Raw genomic sequence first — 15619 nt, 5'->3', positions numbered from 1 at the left:
CGGGGCCTTGGCCCGACGGCGCGGACAGGCCTTCCTCGCCGCCGCCATGGACGCCTACCCCGACCACGGCGCCGTCCGGCTGACCCAGAGCTACACCGACCAGGCGGGCCTGTTCAGCACGGCGTTCACGTACGACAACGCGCTCGCGATCCTCGCCCACCTCGCCGTGCGCACCGAGGACGGCCGGGCCAGGGCGGTGGCGCTCGGGGACGCGCTGATCTACGCCCAGGCGCACGACCCGGCGTACGACGACGGCCGACTGCGCCAGGCGTACAACGTCGGGCCGTACGTCTACTACGACGGCGTACCGCAGCCGGACGGGTTCGTCCGGGCGGACGGGACGGCCAACGTCGGCACCCAGTTCGGCTTCACGGGCACGGCCGTGGGGGACATGGCCTGGGCGGGGATCGCGCTGAGCGCGCTGGCCCGGCGGACCGGCAGGCGGCGCTTCCTCGCCGCCGCGGTGCGGATCGGGGAGTGGATCGAGCGGACCGGCCGTACCGACGAGCCCCTCGGCGGCTACAAGTTCGGTGTGAACGGGGCCAACGAGAAGCTGCCGTTCACCTCGACCGAGCACAACACGGACCTGGTCTGCCTGTTCGGACGGCTCGCCCGGCTCACCGGCGACCGGGTGTGGTGGACGCGGCGCGCACGGGCCGAGGCCTTCGTGAGGCGGATGTGGGAGCCGGCCCAGGGCGCGTCGGGCGGCTTCTTCTACACCGGCACCAACGACGGCGTGACCGTCAACAGGTCGCCGATCCCCGAGGACACCCAGACCTGGACCCACCTCGCACTCGACTCCGGCCGGTACGCGCGCTCCCTCGACTGGGCGGCCCGGGACCTGGCCGTCCTCGACCACGCCGAGCGCCGCAACAGCACGGTCCCCGCCGGGCAGTCGTACGAGGGCGTCACCTTCAGCTCCGTCAGTCTCCTCGCGAACGAGGACGAGCCCATCGCCGAGTTCCAGCCCAAGCCGAACCGCAACGGTGTCTGGTTCGAGGGCACCGCCCACCTCGCGCTCGCCCTGCGCGACCGGGGCGCGCGTGGCGACGAGACCCGCGCCCGGCGCCTCCTCACCTCCCTCGAACGCGCCCAGGACCACCTGGGCACCGCCCAGACCGTCGGCGGCCGCCCCCTCCCCGCCCGCTCCGGCATCGTCTCCGCCAGCAGCCCCCTCGACACGGGCTTCGGCTTCGGCTACTACCCGTACCGGCACACGGGCGCCACGGCCTGGTACCTGATGGCGGCGGTGCGCTCCAACCCCCTGCGCGCCTGACACCTGGTCCGGTGGGGACCAGCCGTCCGCGAAGTCGCACAGCCGGGCCATGGTCGTGTGCTCCTGGTCGGGGGCGTACGAGGTGCTGCCCGACTCGTGGACGGCGGCGTTCACCCAGCGCTCGTAAGGGCCGTCGGGTGTGGTGAAGGGCACGGCGTGGGCCGTGCCGAGGCGGCTGTCGAGGTACAGGAGGGCGCCGAGGGCGACGGGCTGGTCGTAGTGGAGGTCGGTGCGGGGCAGATAGCGGTCCAGGTAGGCGACGAGGATCTCGGCGTCCTCGGGGGCGCCGAGACGGGCGAGGGCGAAGCAGTGGCCCCGGCCCGCGTACGCCATCGCGCTCTCCAGCAGCAGCTCCCCGATGCGGGCCCGGTACGAGGTCCGCCTGGATATGCCGATCAGCCAGGCGGCTGTGAGCCGGGGCCGCCGGCCGTCGGAGAGCAGCAGGCTCAGATCGGCGTCCGTGATCGACGCGGCGTCGACGAGGAGTGGGTGCAGAAACCGCCGGCGGGTGGCGCCCTCGAACCGCAGGAACCGACCGTTCATCAGCTCCCCGTACCGGCCGATGCTCCGCCGGTCGGCGCGAGGCTGGACGTTAGCGCTTGACGGCGTTCCACCGAAGGACCTCCTCCGGCGTCATGTCCCGCCCGCGCGACCACCCCGACGCGCGCTGTTCTCTCCGCTCCACCATGCCGGAAGCGTAGATACACCTCACCCGGCTCCGAGAACGGCCGGTAATGACCGGCGCCGACGGGGCGCGGACGCGTAAGTCAGTGCGTACGGAAGTGGGGAGACGCAAGAGAACGCAAGAGGGAGTCGCCTTACTGGGAGGGGGAGATGCGGCGTAGCGGAGGAGCCAATGCGAAGCCTCCGACATGAACGGCTAGCATCCCGGCCGTAAACAGTCGATGGAAATCGGGATGCGGGCCGGCGGTCGTCGGCTCTGCCGGATGTCGTCCGGTTGTCGTCCGGTTGTCGTCTGGCTGTCGTCGACGGTCCGTGGACAGGATGGGGTTGGTGTAGTGGTGGAGGCCGGGCCTCGGGTCGCTGTCGCCGTGGTGACGATGGGCAATCGGCCCGCGGAGGTGGACGCGCTTCTCGCCTCCGTGGCCAAGCAGGACGTCGCGCCCGAGCGGATCGTCGTCGTCGGGAACGGGTGCCCCCTGCCCGAGTTCGCCGAACGGCTCGGCCTGCCCGGCGAGGTCACCCTCATCGAGGTGGACGAGAACCTCGGCTGCCCCGGCGGCCGGAACGTGGCACTGGAACGGCTGCGGGAGTTCGGTGACGTCGACGTCGTCGTCGAACTGGACGACGACGGGCTGCTCGTCGACGCCGATGTGCTGCGCCGCGTGAGGGACTTGTACGCCGCCGACCCCCGCCTCGGCATCGTCGGCTTCCGCATCGCCGACGAGCACGGCGAGACCCAGCGGCGGCACGTGCCGAGGGTCGGCGCCAAGGACCCGATGCGCGGCGGCCCGGTCACCGGGTTCCTCGGCGGGGGACACGCCCTCTCCATGGCCATGCTCGGCGAGACGGGCGACTGGGCCGCCGAGTTCTTCTTCGCGCACGAGGAGACCGACCTGGCCTGGCGGGCGCTCGACGCCGGCTGGACCGTGCTCTACGCCCCCGAACTGCTCCTCCAGCACCCGAAGACCTCGCCCGCCCGGCACGCCATCTACTACCGCGTCAACGCCCGCAACCGCGTCTGGCTCGCCCGCCGCCGCCTCCCGTTCCCGCTCATCCCCGTGCACCTCGGGGTGTGGGTCCTCATCACCCTGCTGCGGATGCGCTCGGTGGGCGGACTGAAGGCGTGGTTCGGCGGCTTCGTGGAGGGCTGGCGCGAGTCGGGCGGCGAGCGACGGCCCATGAGCTGGCGGACGGTGTGGCGCCTGACGCGGCTGGGACGGCCACCGATCCTGTAGCCGGGCAGCCGGGCAGCCGGGCAGCCGGGCAGCCGGGCAGCCGGGCAGTGGGCGGCCGGGCGGTGGGCGGCCCAAAACCCGTTCCGCAAGCAGGACTTACGCAACACGAAGTGCCCCGGTCGTTCACCTCCACCGACCGGGGCACAGCGCTATGTGCGGTTCCCGGATCCGGCAGCGGCGGCGTCACTCCCCCGAGCTACGCGTACCACGCGTGCGCCGTCGTCGCCGGATCCGATGAAGTGATCACATCAGGTGACGCCAACGGATCGCTAACATGAGCCCAACGGTTCCACGGGGAGCCGTACGGGAGGCGGCGGCAGGTCGCCGCGGGGCGGGCCCGGAACGACGGCGCGGGAAGGCAGCGGTCGGGTTCTATGCGGGACGGGCTGCGGTTCGGACTGCTCGGTCCGCCGGTTCTGTACGAGGCCGGGGACACCGGGGACGCCGTGGGTTCCGCCGATGGCCGCGCACGTGGTGCCGCCGAGGGTGACGGTGGCCGTTCGGGCGGCGGCGTGAGGTCCGTCGGCAGCGGCAAGACGCGGGCCCTGTTCGTCGCGCTGCTGCTCGAACCCGGGCGGGTCGTCTCCGTCGACACCCTCAAGGACGTGCTCTGGGACGCCACGCCACCGCCGTCCGCACAGGCATCCCTGCACAACCATGTGACCCGCCTGCGCAGGCTGTTGGACGACCCCGAGCGGCTGCGCGCGATCCCGCCGGGCTATCTGCTGCGGGTCGACGACGGCGAGCTGGACGTCCGCGTCTTCGAGGCCCACGTCCGCGCCGCCCGCACCGCGCACGCCGGGCGGGACTGGACCCGGACGGTGCGCGAGTCCGCCGCCGCACTCGCCCTCTGGCGAGGGACACCGCTCGGCGGCCTGCCGGTCGAGGAGCTCCGCGCTCAGGCCTTCGTCCAACGCCTGGAGGAGGCCCGGCTGTTGCTCCTGGAGCGACGCTACGAAGCCGAACTCCACCTCGCGGCCGACACGGCGCGCGAGGAGGCCACCGGAGCGCACGCGCTCGGCGCCCTCGCCCCCGAACTGACCGCCCTCGTCGCCGAGCACCCCCTCCGTGAGGCCTTCCACCGGCTCCTCATGCTGGTCCTCCACCGCACGGGCCGTCAGGCCGAGGCCCTGGCCGTCCACCGGGACCTCCGCGCCCGCCTCCTCGACGAACTCGGCGTGGAACCGGGCCCCGCCGTACGCGACGCCCACGTGGAGATCCTGCGCGAGCACGACCCCGAGCCCCTGACGGAGCCGGCCGACCCTCCTCCCGACGAACTCCCGCCACGCCCGGCCCAACTACCGCTTCCGCCGGCTCATTTCACGGGCAGGGGAGAGGTGCTGGCCGAGCTGCGCCGTGTGCTCGACCCGAGCATCAGCGCCCCCTCTGTGGCGCGGGGCGGCATCGAATCCGCGGCTACCGCCGCGTGGACGCACCGCATGACCACGACGGACCCGCACCCGCCGAACCACAGCCCCTCCCGAGCCCATGGGTGCCCGGCCCCTCCGAAGGGGACCGCCACCGCGGTCATCAGCGGCATGGCCGGCGTGGGCAAGAGCGCCCTCGCCCTCCACCTCGCCCACGAACTCGCCGAACACTTCCCCGACGGCCAGCTCTACATCAACCTCCACGGTGCCACCCCGGGCATGACCCCGCTCACCTCCGCCCAGGCCCTCGCCGCGCTGCTCCGGGACCTCGGCACCGCCCCGCGCCGCATCCCCGAACACCCGGACGCCGCAGCCGCGCTGCTCCGCTCGACGCTCGCCCCGACCCGCACCCTGATGGTGCTGGACGACGCCGTGCACGCCGCCCAGGTACGCCCCCTTCTCCCGGCCGGCGCCGGCTGCGCGGTCATCGTGACGAGCCGGTCGCCGCTCACCGCACTGGACGGCGCCCACCGTTTCCCGCTCGCCCCGCTGTCGGACGACGAGAGCGCGGCCCTGCTGCGTGCCGCGTCGGGCCGCGCGGCCGGCCTGGACGCCGCGCACCCTCTCGTCGAACTCACCGGCCGCCTCCCCCTCGCCCTCCGTGTCGTCGCGGCCCGCCTCGCCGCCCGCCGCGCGCTCACCCCGGACGCGCTGGCCGGTCAACTGGCGGCCACGGAAGGTCGGTTGCAGCACCTCGAATACGACGACCTGAGCGTCCGCCGCTCCCTGGCCGTCGCCCACGAGGCCCTGCGCGCCTCCGATCGCGAGGCCGACCGCGACGCCGCCCACGCCCTGAGCCGCATCGGCGCCCTCGACCTGCCCGCGTACGGCGCACCTCTCCTCGCCCGCCTCAGCGGCACCGACGAGTTCCGCGCCGAGACCGCCCTCGACCGCCTCGTCGACGTGGCCCTCCTCGACGAGACGACGTACGGCCGGTACGTCCCCCACGACCTCGTACGCCACTTCGCCCGCGAACTCGCCGACACGGCCGACGCAGCGGACCCGGCCGACACCACCGAGGCCGTCGAGCAGGCCCTCCGCTGGTACGCCGGTCGCGCCCGCCAGAGCCTGCTGGTGATGCTCCCACCGGGTTACGAGCGCGACGAACGTCTTCGTACGACGGCGTCCATGGCGGAGCCGCAGCCCATGGAGGCGCCCTTCACCTCCGCCGAGGAGGCGTTCGCCTGGGGCGACCGCGAACTCCCCAACATCGTCGCCCTGGTGGAACGCTGCTCCCGAGAGCACGGCGGTGACGGGTCCGACGCCGATGTCGACGGCGGCAGGCGGGACAGCGGGGCCGCGGCGGCAGCCCTCGTCCCCGCCCTCGTCCGCCACCTCTTCCCCTATCTGCACCGAGGCGGCCGGCTCGCGGAGCTGGACGTCCTCGGGCGGTTCGCCCTGGACGTGGCGAGGTCCCTCGGAGACGACGAGGCCGAAGCGTTCGCGTTGACCGACCGGGCCGGGCTGCACTTCATGTCCGGCCGGGCCTCGGAGGCGCTCGCCCTCAACGACGAGGGCCTGAAACTGTGGCGGCGCCTCGGGGTCGTGTCGTGCGTACGGCGGTGCCTGAACAACCGGGGGCTCGTACTGGAGAGCCTCGGCCGGTACGAGGAGAGCGAGGAGACGCTCCGCGAGAGCCTGGAACTGTCCCGGCAACTCGGTGACCCGTACGGCGAGGCGGTGACCTTCAGCCACCTCGGCAACCTGTACAAGCACACCGACGCGCGGGCCGCCATCGCCCACCACGAACGGAGCCTGGCGCTGGGCGAGATGGCCGACAGCCTCGTCGTACGGCACACCGCACACTGCAACATCGGCTACGCCCACCTCAGACTCGGCGAACCGGCCGCCGCCGTACGCAACTTCGAGCAGAGCCTGCGCATCCTCGGCGACGACGAGGACTGGCAGGGCGAGTCCAAGTCCCGGCTCGGCCTGGTACGGGCCCTGCGCGAGCTGGGCCGGCCGGACCGCGCGTCCCACGAGTGCGCCGTCCTCCTCGACCTCGCCGAACGCCGCGCCGACCAGTACGCCGTCGGCCTCGCCCGGCACCAGCGCGGGCTGCTCCTCATGGCCCAGGGCCGCGTCGAGGAGGCGTACCGCGAGTGGGAGCGCGCCCAGACGGTCCTGGACGACACGGACTCGACGGTGGCGGTGGATTTGAGGGAATTACTGAAGGACCGCGCCCCGTAGTCCCCGAGCTCGACAGGGACCGCGACCCGTCAGGGGGAGGCGGAGAACCGCGCGAGGAGGACCAGCCCCCGACCACCCGCGCCCTGGAACGAACTGTGCTCATTTCGCGTCGGCATAGCACTCCACCACCGCCGTGGTGAACGGAAACCGCACCGGCGTCTGCCCGAACGTCAGCCGCCCCGACAGCTCGGACGCGTCCCGGATCGCCGCCACGACAGCCTCCGCCTCCTCCTGCGGACAGTGCACGATCACCTCGTCGTGCTGGAAGAAGACCAGCTCGGCAGCCATACCGTCGAGGGCGCGCCGGAGGGCGGCGAGGAGGAGCAGGGTCCAGTCGGCGGCACTGCCCTGAACGACGAAGTTGCGCGCGAACCGCCCCCGGGCACGGGAGTTGGTGGAGGCGTACCCGGGCACCCACTCGCTCCCCTGCCCCTGCCCCTGTTCCGGGGATTCGAGGTCGGGGTCGGCCTGGGGGATACCCGCTTCCTCGGCCGCCGCGTCGGAGGCGCCGACCGCCGGTGGACACGTACGCCCGAGCCAGGTCCGTACGAGCCGGCCCTCCTCGCCCGCGCGGGCCGCGTCGTCGACGTACTGCACGGCGCGCGGGAACCGTCGGCGCAGTGCGGCGAGATTCTTGAGCCCGTCCCCGGACGTCTGCCCGTACACGGCACCCAGCACGGCGAGCTTGGCCTGCGCGCGGTCGCCGGAGAAGGCGCGGTCGGAGACGGCCTGGTAGAGGTCGGTGGCGCGGCCCGCGACCTCCATGAGGCCGGGGTCGCGGGAGATGGCGGCCAGCACCCGGGGTTCCATCTGGTCGGCGTCGGCGACCACGAGCCGCCAGCCGGGGTCGGCGACGCAGGCGCGGCGGATCACCTTGGGGATCTGGAGCGCGCCCCCGCCGTTGGTGACCCACCGCCCGGTGACGGTGCCGTGCGCGAGGAACTCGGGCCGGAACCGCCCGTCCCGGACCCAGTCCTGCAGCCAGGACCATCCGTGGGCGACCCAGATCCGGTACAGCCGCTTGTATTCGAGGAGGGGCTTCACGGCAGGGTGGTCGAGGGCCTCGATCTCCCAGCGACGGGTGGAGCGGATCCGGATCCCGGCCTGCCCGAAGGCCTTGACGACATCGGCGGGCAGATCGGGCCGCACGCGCCGCCCGAAGGCGTTCGACACCTCCTCGGCGAGTTCGGCGAGCCGACGCGGTTCGCCCCCGCCCGCGTACCGCTCGCCGAGCAGCTCGCGCAGCACCTCCCGGTGCACATCGGCCCGCCACGGCAGCCCCGCCCGGTTCATCTCGGCCGCGACGAGCATCCCGGCCGACTCGGCGGCGATCAGCAGCCGCATCCGGTCCGGGTGCGCGGTGGCGTCGTGCCGTCGCTGCTGGTCCGCGTACACCTCGACGAGGTCGGTGAGGGGGACGTGGACGGGTCGGGGCTCGAAGAGGGACGGCTGGGCGCCGGGGTCGGCCGACCGCAGGGGCGGATCCGGCGGGACGGGACCGTGACGGAGCCGGGCGAGCGCGGCAGCCGCGGAACGCGGCTCCCCGAGCCGCCCCTCATGCCCGAGGAGCAGGCTCTCGGCGTCCTCGATGTCATAACACCGCTCCACTCGCACCCCCGTCGCGAGCAGCCGCGGATACACCTCCCCGGTGGCCCGCCACACCCACCGCCCCACCTCCGGCCCCCGCCGCCGCACCGCCTCCCCGAGATCCGCCTCCCACACCACCGGCCCCGCGAGCACGCCGTCCACCCCGAGGGGGGCGACCTCCACGCCACCGTCCTCGGTCGTCGCGAGCGCCCACCGGTCGGTCATGGGTGCGAGTGTGGCAGGGGGGTCTGACAACGGCCTGGAGCGGCGGGCGGTCCGGGGGTGGGCCGTCCTTCGTGGGACGAGCGAGCACCCCCGACAGCACGGGCACAGATGTCTGTCGGGGGTGCTGCTGGGCCCCGGACGGGGGACCGGTTACGCGCGGCCCGCGATATGGGCGTTGCTGCGCGAGGTCTGAACGGGCTGGCGACAGTCTGGTGCGGCCGGGGGTGCCGGGTGCCCGTCGAGGGCGCGGCACAAGGCTGCGTGCAAATGCTCGGCGTCGATCAGAGAGAGCATCAGCTCTACGTCTGTCGTGTGTTTCCCGTCGCGGGAAAGCCGCAGCGGGACGGCCAGACGGTCATCGTCCGTGCGGTGCAGCGGACGGCTCGGAGTCCGCTCGATCTCCCAGCTCATGCCGTCCCTCTGATGCGCGCGAGGCGGTAGGTGCCCCACAGTCCCCGTCCGTCCAAGCAGCCGTCCTGAGCCTTGTCCACACGGCGGCACTGATCGCACTTGCGGGTGTGCTCGAACCACAACCGGTAGGCGCGCAACATGGGGATCTCGCCCTGGCGGACGGCCGCTCCGACTCGTTCACTCATCGGCTCACTCCCATGAGATGCCAGGCACGCAGGGCGGGGTGACGTTCTTCGGGCGGGAGGACGTACACGCGTACGAGGGGGTGCGCCGCGATGTGGGCGAGCCGCGCGGCGCGCTCGTCAGGAGGTGGCCGTACAAATGCCAGCCAGGCGTTCGGGTGGGCGGGCGAGTTCATCGGCTCGGCCCGAGTCTGTCGGCCGGTGGAGGCGTGCACGGCGGCGCCGGCGGATTGCTCCCCGTAGCTCCAGGGCCCGGACAGCAGGGCTCTCACCCATTCGAGTGCGTGTGATACGAAATGCATTGTCGGCGCTCCTGCTTAGCGTTGGCCATGCCCCCGGACCGGTCGCACGGTCGCGGGGGTCCGAACGTCCTCTATGTCGTCCGGTGGAGTTCTACGGAACCGCCTCTGGAAGCCACGCACCAGAGCAGAATTGGCGCACGGATGTGGCATCCATGCCGCATTGCCAGGCATGACCTGGGAAGTTCCCCTTTGGGGTCGTGCCCAACCAGCCGGACTACGCGGGGAGATCCACCTGATGGCTCTGAAACGGCACGGTCTGGCTCAGCGCCGTCGGACAGTGGGCCTCACGCAGGAAGGGCTCGCCGAGGCGCTGCACGTGGAACGATCCACCGTCGCACGCTGGGAGTCGGGAAATGCGGCGCCACAGCCATGGATTCGGCCACGGCTGGCGGAACTACTTCACGTCAGCATTGAGGGGCTGGGCGAACTCCTCGCGCTCACGTCCCACGGCGGGCAGCCCGATGTGGCGGGCCACACGGGGTACGCCATGCGCTACCCGTCACGCGTGGATCTCTCCGTGGTTGCCGAACTCCGGGACCGAATGGACTTCTTGGGTGGTAGCTACGACCGTGTGCCCTCCGCGACGCTGCTGGTGCGAGCCGCCGAACACGTGAGCAAGGTCGCCTTCCTGGCTGAAGAAGCCCCTGCCGGGCGTGTTCAACGCGAGATGCGCATCCTTCAAGCGGACGCAGCCACGTTCATGGGGCAACTCGTGTGGGACGCGTCCCAGCGCCGGGACCATGAGACGGCCCGCTCGTACTACGCCGAGAGTGTTGAAATGGCACGTCATCTCGGTGACAGGAACGCGGAAGGGCGCGCTCTCTTACGGACCTGCCACGTGGCTCTCTACGGGGCCGGTGACTTCCGGGAAGGGCTGGACCTGGCGCTGCGGGCAGCTCGCACAACCCGATACACCAGCGATGTTCTCGCAGGACTCGCCATGCTGCACGCCGCTGAGGCGTATGCCTTCCTGGGCGAGGCGGAAGACTGCGAACGGGCCTTGGAGGATGCCGAGAGGCACTTGGCCGACGCTCACAGTTCGGACGCGGCTCATGAGCTGCTCTCGCCCACGCACTTCGGCCGCCTGGCCGGTTCGTGCTATCTCTCGCTCGGCGACTACCGCAAGGCTGAACGGCTCCTGGCCCAGACCGCTGCCGAATTGCTGGACCGGCGCAAGTCCCGGGCAATCGTCCTCGGCAACCTCTCGCTGGCTCGTCTTCGGGACGGGAACCTGGATGCCGCACTCGCCGCATTCAACGATGCTGTGAGCGAACTGCATGGCACGCGCGGAGGTGGTGGCATGAACATCGCCTTTCGAGCCGCCCGAGAGATGCGTGCCTGGCGCAGTGAAACGGCGGTGCTGGACGCGCAGGACCGGTTGATGGCGTTGATGGAAGCGACGTGACCACGGCATGAAGGAGCCCGACGTGCGCACGCATGTGGATGAGGACAAGCAACGGGTACGCGAGCGTGTCTGGGATCTACTCGACGCGGAGGACGTTGTCCTGGATGCCACAGCACACGGCCGTATCCCGAACTTCAAAGGCTCGGAGGCCGCTGCCGCCCGACTTGCCGATCTGCGGTCGTGGCGTGACGCGCGCGTCATCAAGGCGGTGCCCGACAAGGCGCAACTGCCGGTGAGGGCACTGGCCCTGACCGAGGGCAAGACGGTGTTCATGGCAGTACCGAAGCTCGCCGACCCACGCCCCTTCTACCTCTTGGATCCCGCCACGCTCCCGGTCCCTCCGCAGGAGGCGGCCAACAGCAAGATCGCGGCAACCGTGGCCCCGCGCGTCGATGTCACCGACCTCCAGCCTGTCGACATGATCGTCGTCGGTAGCGTCGCCGTGAACCGGGCCGGAGCACGCCTGGGCAAGGGTGCCGGATACTCCGACCTCGAATTCGCGTTCCTGATGGAGGCCGGCCTGATCAGCGACCGGACGGTGGTCGTGTCGACCGTCCACTCGCTTCAGGTCCTGGACGAGGAAATCCCGTCGACGGACCACGACTTTGAAGTGGACCTGATAGTCACCCCCGACGAAGTCATCCCCTGCCCATCACCGAACCGCCCCACCGGCCTGGTCTGGGAACACCTGAACCCTGAGAAGATCGCATCCATTCCTCTCCTGGCCGCCCGGGCATCGACGAACGGTGGTTGACTTACTGGGGCTGACAGAGGCGGACGGCTCCCAGAATCACCTGCCCTGTGCATCATGGCGAACGATTCTTCTGCGACGCGTAGCGACCGGAGCTGCCTTCAAACGGTTTGAACCGACCGGACCCGGAGTTCGGTATTTAGTGCATGGGTCGCACCGCCGAAGGGGCATGATTAGTCGTCAACTGCGGCTAGAGGTCAGCAGATTGCGTTGGTCGGCGGCGTGTAGTGTCCCGTTGCGTGCTGGCTGAACGACGACACCAACTCATTTTGCGGGCCCTCCGTTCTGGCGGCACCGCCTCCGTGGCCGACCTCGCCGAGCAGCTCGATGCCAGCGGAGCGACAATCCGCCGTGACCTCCTCAAGCTGGAGGCGGACGGACTGCTCACCCGTGTCCATGGTGGAGCGGTCATCGACGAGGAGCGAGCTCCCTTCAACGAGGCCGCCGAGATGCTGGTGGCGGAGAAGGACGCCATTGCCGCCCGAGCGGCCACAATGATCGAGGACGGTCAGTCGATCATTCTCGACAGCGGCACAACGGTCCACCGGCTGGCACTGCAACTGCACGGTCGCCGACTTACCGTGATCACCAACAACCTCGCCGTGTATGACGAACTCATCGATGACGAGAACATCGACTTGATGTTGCTCGGGGGCATGGTCATCCGTGAGTCACGCATGCTGGACGGTTTCATGACGGAGGACAACCTCCGCCAAGTTCACGTCGACTGGCTGTTCATGGGCGCTTGTGGCCTCCGCCCCGGGGGCCAGATCATGGACACCACAGTGGCCGAGGTGCCAGCCCGACGCGCCATGATTGCCGCCGGCGACAGGGTGGTGCTCCTGGCCGACAGGAGCAAGTTCCCCGGAACCGGCATGGTGAAGATCTGTGGGCCCGAGGACCTGGATGCGCTCATCACCAACGCATCTGAAGACGATGCGACCTGTATGGCCCTGCGTGAGGCCGGTGTGAGGGTGATCCTGACAGGTGAGACCACAGACGGCGGCTAACAAATCGACTTGTGCTGCCGGTAGGCGATGAGGCAGCAGGCGGGCTCAAGGAACGTTTCGTGGATGTCGGCTCGCCGTTCCCATCGGATTCGCGGGCGCCGGAAGCCGCCCCGCCATGCGGAACTTCGCTCTACGACCCACCAGTAGGTGCCGAGGCTAGATTCTGCACAGCACCTTGCTGACAAGGGCTCAGTGACCCTGTTCCTCTTCAAGCGCCCGCAGCGCCTCTGCCACGTTCACCTCCGTGGCCTCCTTGGTCACACCCAGCCCGCTCAGTACCCCCTCCCCGTTCTCGAACTCCAGGAGGGCGAGCAGGATGTGTTCCGTGCCGATGTAGTTGTGGCCGAGGCGGAGGGCCTCGCGGAAGGTGAGTTCGAGGACCTTCTTGGCGTCGGGGCCGTAGGGGATCAGCTCGGGGACCTCGGCGGAGGCCGGCGGGAGGCCGGCCGTGGCGGCTTCCCGCACGGCGTCGGGGGAGACGCCCTGGGCGACGAGCGCCTTGGCGCCGAGCCCTTCCGGCTCCGCGAGGAGCCCGAGGACGAGGTGGGCGGGCAGCCCCTCGACGGCACCGGCGGCCTTGCCCTCGTTGTGCGCGGCCGTGACCACGTTCCGGGCGCGCGGGGTGAAGCGGCTGAACCCCTGGCTGGCGTCGAGGTCGTTCTCGGCCTTCGGCACGAACCGCTTCTGCGCCGCCTGCCGTGTCACCCCCATGCTCCTGCCGATCTCCGTCCAGGACGCGCCCGAACGCCGGGCCTGGTCCACGAAGTGGCCGATCAGGTGGTCGGCCACCTCGCCGAGGTGGTCCGCGGCGATCACCGCGTCCTGGAGCTGGTCGAGTGGTTCCGGATGGACCTTCTTGATGGCGTCGATGAGTTCGTCGAGACGGATGGACGCGGTGACTCGAGGGTTCGTCGTCATGTGTCAACCGTAGGTTGACACCCTCTTGCTGTCAACCTCGGGTTGACGCCCGCTGTTCGTCTGCGGCTCCGCTCACTTCGGCGAGGTGGCCAACCGCACCGCCAGCCCCGCGAACACCGTCCCCGTGAAGATGTTGAGCCCCCGCGCCACCCGTCGGCTGCGGCGCAGGACCTGGGTGAGACGACCGGCGACGAGCGCGATCGAGCCGTCCCACAGGAAGCCCATGACGACGATGGTGCAGCCGAGCAGCAGGAGTTGACCGGGTACGTGTCCGAGAGAGGGGTCGACGAACTGAGGCAGGAACGCCACGTTGAAGAGGATCACCTTGGGATTGAGCAGATTGGTGACCGCGCCCTGCCAGAACGCCCGCCGCAGCCCGGCGCCCTCACGGCCGTCCGCCGCAGACCCGGGGCCGGTGCCTTCGTCCCCCGGCACGGACCGGTCCCGGAACGCCTTCACCGCGAGGTACAGCAGATACGCCGCCCCCAGCCACCGCAGCACGTAGTAGAGCACCGGCAACGCCTCGAACAACGCCGAGAGCCCCAACGTCGCCGCCACGGTGTGCACCAGCATCGCGCTCGCCACCCCGGCCGCCGCCATCACCCCGACCACCGGCCCACCCCGCCCCCCGACGGCCACGATGAACATCATGTCGGGCCCCGGCGTGACACACAGGGCGAAGGCGGCGACCAGAAACGCCGCGTAGAGAGATGCGTCAACCATGGGGTCATGCTTGGCGGTTCGGGCGGGGCGCGGCGACCGAGTTTCACGGATCGGACGTGCGGCGGCGGCCCCTGGCAGGTTCCCCGAGATCCCGAGATCCCGAGATCCCCGGCCGGAACGCACCTGTCTCCCCGTACTGCGCTCCGCTCCCCACTCCGGCGCATCCGGTCTCCGCCTGCGTATCCGGTCTCCGCCCGCGCACCTACTCCCCACCCGCGCGCCCCGAAGGCGCCCACCTCATCTCAGCGCCGCCCCAGCGCCCCGCCCGCGGCGACCACGGCCACGACCCCGCACACCCCCACACACGCCCCCACGACCTCCCACGGCACCATCACCCCCACCGGCGCCGCCAACGCCCCCAACGCACCCACCACCCCCGCCAGGTTCACCGCGGTGACCGCCGTTCCCAGCACCACTCCCACCAGGACCGCGACCAGCGCCTCACCCACCACGACCACCCGCACCTGCCCCCGAGTGGCCCCGGCCAGCCGCAGCGACCGCAGCTCCGCACCCCGTGCCGACGTGGCCATCAACAGCGTCCCGGCCAGCGAGATCCCCGCGTACACGAGCGCGATCCCCAGCACCACGAGAAACCCGAGCCGGGTGTGCGCCTTGGTGCCGGGACGGTTCGCCGCGAGCCACTCCTCGGCCGACCGCACCGTCCCACCGGCCCCCGCCGCCGCCCTCTCCAGCGCCGCCGCGACCCCCGCCCGGTCCGCCCCGCTCCCCACCCGCACCTCGACGCGGTCCACGACCGCCCCGCCGGCGTTCGCGGCCGTCACGTACGCCCCGTTGTCCCCGGTGCCCTGCGCGAGCACCGCCACGATCCGCAGCCTTACGGGACGCCCGTCGCCGAGCCACACCCGTACGCTCTGCCCCACCTCGTGCCGCTCCCACTCCTCGTTCACGACGATCGACCGGTCGTCGAGATCACGCACGTCACCGGCGACCACCGGCAGCCGCGACACCGCCGCGAAGGCGGCCACGTCCGTCACCGCCCGCGCCTCGGACCCCACCAACGCGCTCCCCTCCTCCACCACATACACAGCGGTGGAAGCCGACCCGGCCACGGTCGCCCCGGCGACCCTCCCGCCATCGATCCGCAAGCCCTCACGCGCCCCACCCGCCTGTCCCATTGCACCCGCCGTACCCGACCCGCTCGTGACCACGAAGTCCGCCCGAGTCCGCGTGTGCGCCTCCGCCCCCTTCGCCTCCGCCACCGTCCCCGCGGCCCCCAGCAGCGAACCGGCCAGCGCGACGGTCACCAGCACGGGCGCGGCGACGGCGGCGCTG

12 protein-coding genes and 2 pseudogenes are annotated in these 15619 nt (G+C 71.2%); 6 read left to right on the top strand and 8 right to left on the bottom strand.

Annotated features, from left to right (window positions below; all coding sequences use genetic code 11):
- Positions 1-1276, top strand: a 1276-nt coding sequence (locus AWZ10_RS11660) for a YyaL domain-containing protein (protein WP_060891025.1), incomplete at its 5' end; no start/stop codon positions are given.
- 78 nt (positions 1277-1354) lie between these two features.
- Here AWZ10_RS11660 and AWZ10_RS53620 read toward each other — a convergent pair.
- Positions 1355-1819 (bottom strand): annotated as a pseudogene (locus tag AWZ10_RS53620) (DUF6000 family protein); the annotation flags it as partial.
- A gap of 476 nt (positions 1820-2295) precedes the next feature.
- Here AWZ10_RS53620 and AWZ10_RS11650 point away from each other — a divergent pair.
- Positions 2296-3195: a glycosyltransferase family 2 protein gene (locus AWZ10_RS11650; RefSeq protein ID WP_060891024.1), complete on the top strand. Its 900-nt coding sequence runs from the start codon at positions 2296-2298 to the stop codon at positions 3193-3195.
- Positions 3196-3569: 374 nt separating this feature from the next.
- The gene (locus tag AWZ10_RS11645) at positions 3570-6812 is read left to right on the top strand and encodes an AfsR/SARP family transcriptional regulator (protein WP_060891023.1); all 3243 of its coding nucleotides are present in this window, start codon (positions 3570-3572) and stop codon (positions 6810-6812) included.
- A gap of 99 nt (positions 6813-6911) precedes the next feature.
- Here AWZ10_RS11645 and AWZ10_RS11640 read toward each other — a convergent pair whose 3' ends face one another.
- The 3 genes from AWZ10_RS11640 to AWZ10_RS51455 all read right to left on the bottom strand — a co-directional run bounded on the left by AWZ10_RS11640 (position 6912) and on the right by AWZ10_RS51455 (position 9519).
- Positions 6912-8624 (bottom strand): bifunctional 3'-5' exonuclease/DNA polymerase, encoded by a 1713-nt coding sequence (locus tag AWZ10_RS11640; RefSeq protein WP_060891022.1) that lies wholly within the window; start codon positions 8622-8624, stop codon positions 6912-6914.
- A gap of 407 nt (positions 8625-9031) precedes the next feature.
- Positions 9032-9220: a hypothetical protein gene (locus tag AWZ10_RS11630; protein WP_060891020.1), complete on the bottom strand. Its 189-nt coding sequence runs from the start codon at positions 9218-9220 to the stop codon at positions 9032-9034.
- Complete coding sequence (locus AWZ10_RS51455; RefSeq protein WP_159058252.1) at positions 9217-9519, bottom strand: hypothetical protein; 303 nt, start codon at positions 9517-9519, stop codon at positions 9217-9219. The genes AWZ10_RS11630 and AWZ10_RS51455 overlap by 4 nt, the downstream gene beginning before the upstream one ends.
- 235 nt (positions 9520-9754) lie before the next feature.
- On the opposite strand from AWZ10_RS51455, the gene AWZ10_RS11625 reads away from it, so the two are divergent.
- The 3 genes from AWZ10_RS11625 to AWZ10_RS11615 all read left to right on the top strand — a co-directional run bounded on the left by AWZ10_RS11625 (position 9755) and on the right by AWZ10_RS11615 (position 12685).
- Positions 9755-10924: a helix-turn-helix domain-containing protein gene (locus AWZ10_RS11625; RefSeq protein WP_060891019.1), complete on the top strand. Its 1170-nt coding sequence runs from the start codon at positions 9755-9757 to the stop codon at positions 10922-10924.
- Positions 10925-10946: 22 nt separating this feature from the next.
- Positions 10947-11678, top strand: a complete 732-nt coding sequence (locus AWZ10_RS11620) for a 5-formyltetrahydrofolate cyclo-ligase (protein ID WP_244172463.1) — start codon at positions 10947-10949, stop codon at positions 11676-11678.
- A gap of 236 nt (positions 11679-11914) precedes the next feature.
- The gene (locus AWZ10_RS11615) at positions 11915-12685 is read left to right on the top strand and encodes a DeoR/GlpR family DNA-binding transcription regulator (protein WP_060891017.1); all 771 of its coding nucleotides are present in this window, start codon (positions 11915-11917) and stop codon (positions 12683-12685) included.
- Here AWZ10_RS11615 and AWZ10_RS53615 read toward each other — a convergent pair.
- The 4 genes and pseudogenes from AWZ10_RS53615 to AWZ10_RS11600 all read right to left on the bottom strand — a co-directional run.
- Positions 12682-12846: pseudogene (locus tag AWZ10_RS53615) on the bottom strand (IS5/IS1182 family transposase); the annotation flags it as partial. The gene AWZ10_RS11615 and the pseudogene AWZ10_RS53615 sit on opposite strands and share 4 nt — an antisense overlap.
- A 28-nt stretch (positions 12847-12874) precedes the next feature.
- Positions 12875-13603, bottom strand: a complete 729-nt coding sequence (locus AWZ10_RS11610; RefSeq protein WP_060891016.1) for a Clp protease N-terminal domain-containing protein — start codon at positions 13601-13603, stop codon at positions 12875-12877.
- A gap of 72 nt (positions 13604-13675) precedes the next feature.
- The gene (locus AWZ10_RS11605; RefSeq protein WP_060891015.1) at positions 13676-14326 is read right to left on the bottom strand and encodes a LysE family translocator; all 651 of its coding nucleotides are present in this window, start codon (positions 14324-14326) and stop codon (positions 13676-13678) included.
- Between the two features lie 242 nt (positions 14327-14568).
- A partial coding sequence (locus tag AWZ10_RS11600; protein ID WP_341846086.1) for an FtsX-like permease family protein occupies positions 14569-15619 on the bottom strand: 1051 nt, incomplete at its 5' end.

The sequence above is a fragment of the Streptomyces europaeiscabiei genome (assembly GCF_001550375.1).
GTDB classification, from domain to species: Bacteria; Actinomycetota; Actinomycetes; order Streptomycetales; family Streptomycetaceae; genus Streptomyces; species Streptomyces europaeiscabiei.
This window is presented reverse-complemented; position numbering and strand designations above follow the sequence as displayed.

Bases quoted from the DNA above. Each gene is read 5' to 3' on its own strand.
- AWZ10_RS11630 (WP_060891020.1), bottom strand. From the start codon at position 9,220: ATGAGTGAACGAGTCGGAGCGGCCGTCCGCCAGGGCGAGATCCCCATG.
- AWZ10_RS51455 (WP_159058252.1), bottom strand. From the start codon at position 9,519: ATGCATTTCGTATCACACGCACTCGAATGGGTGAGAGCCCTGCTGTCC.
- AWZ10_RS11605 (WP_060891015.1), bottom strand. From the start codon at position 14,326: ATGGTTGACGCATCTCTCTACGCGGCGTTTCTGGTCGCCGCCTTCGCC.
- AWZ10_RS11610 (WP_060891016.1), bottom strand. From the start codon at position 13,603: ATGACGACGAACCCTCGAGTCACCGCGTCCATCCGTCTCGACGAACTC.
- AWZ10_RS11645 (WP_060891023.1), top strand. From the start codon at position 3,570: ATGCGGGACGGGCTGCGGTTCGGACTGCTCGGTCCGCCGGTTCTGTAC.
- AWZ10_RS11625 (WP_060891019.1), top strand. From the start codon at position 9,755: ATGGCTCTGAAACGGCACGGTCTGGCTCAGCGCCGTCGGACAGTGGGC.
- AWZ10_RS11640 (WP_060891022.1), bottom strand. From the start codon at position 8,624: ATGACCGACCGGTGGGCGCTCGCGACGACCGAGGACGGTGGCGTGGAG.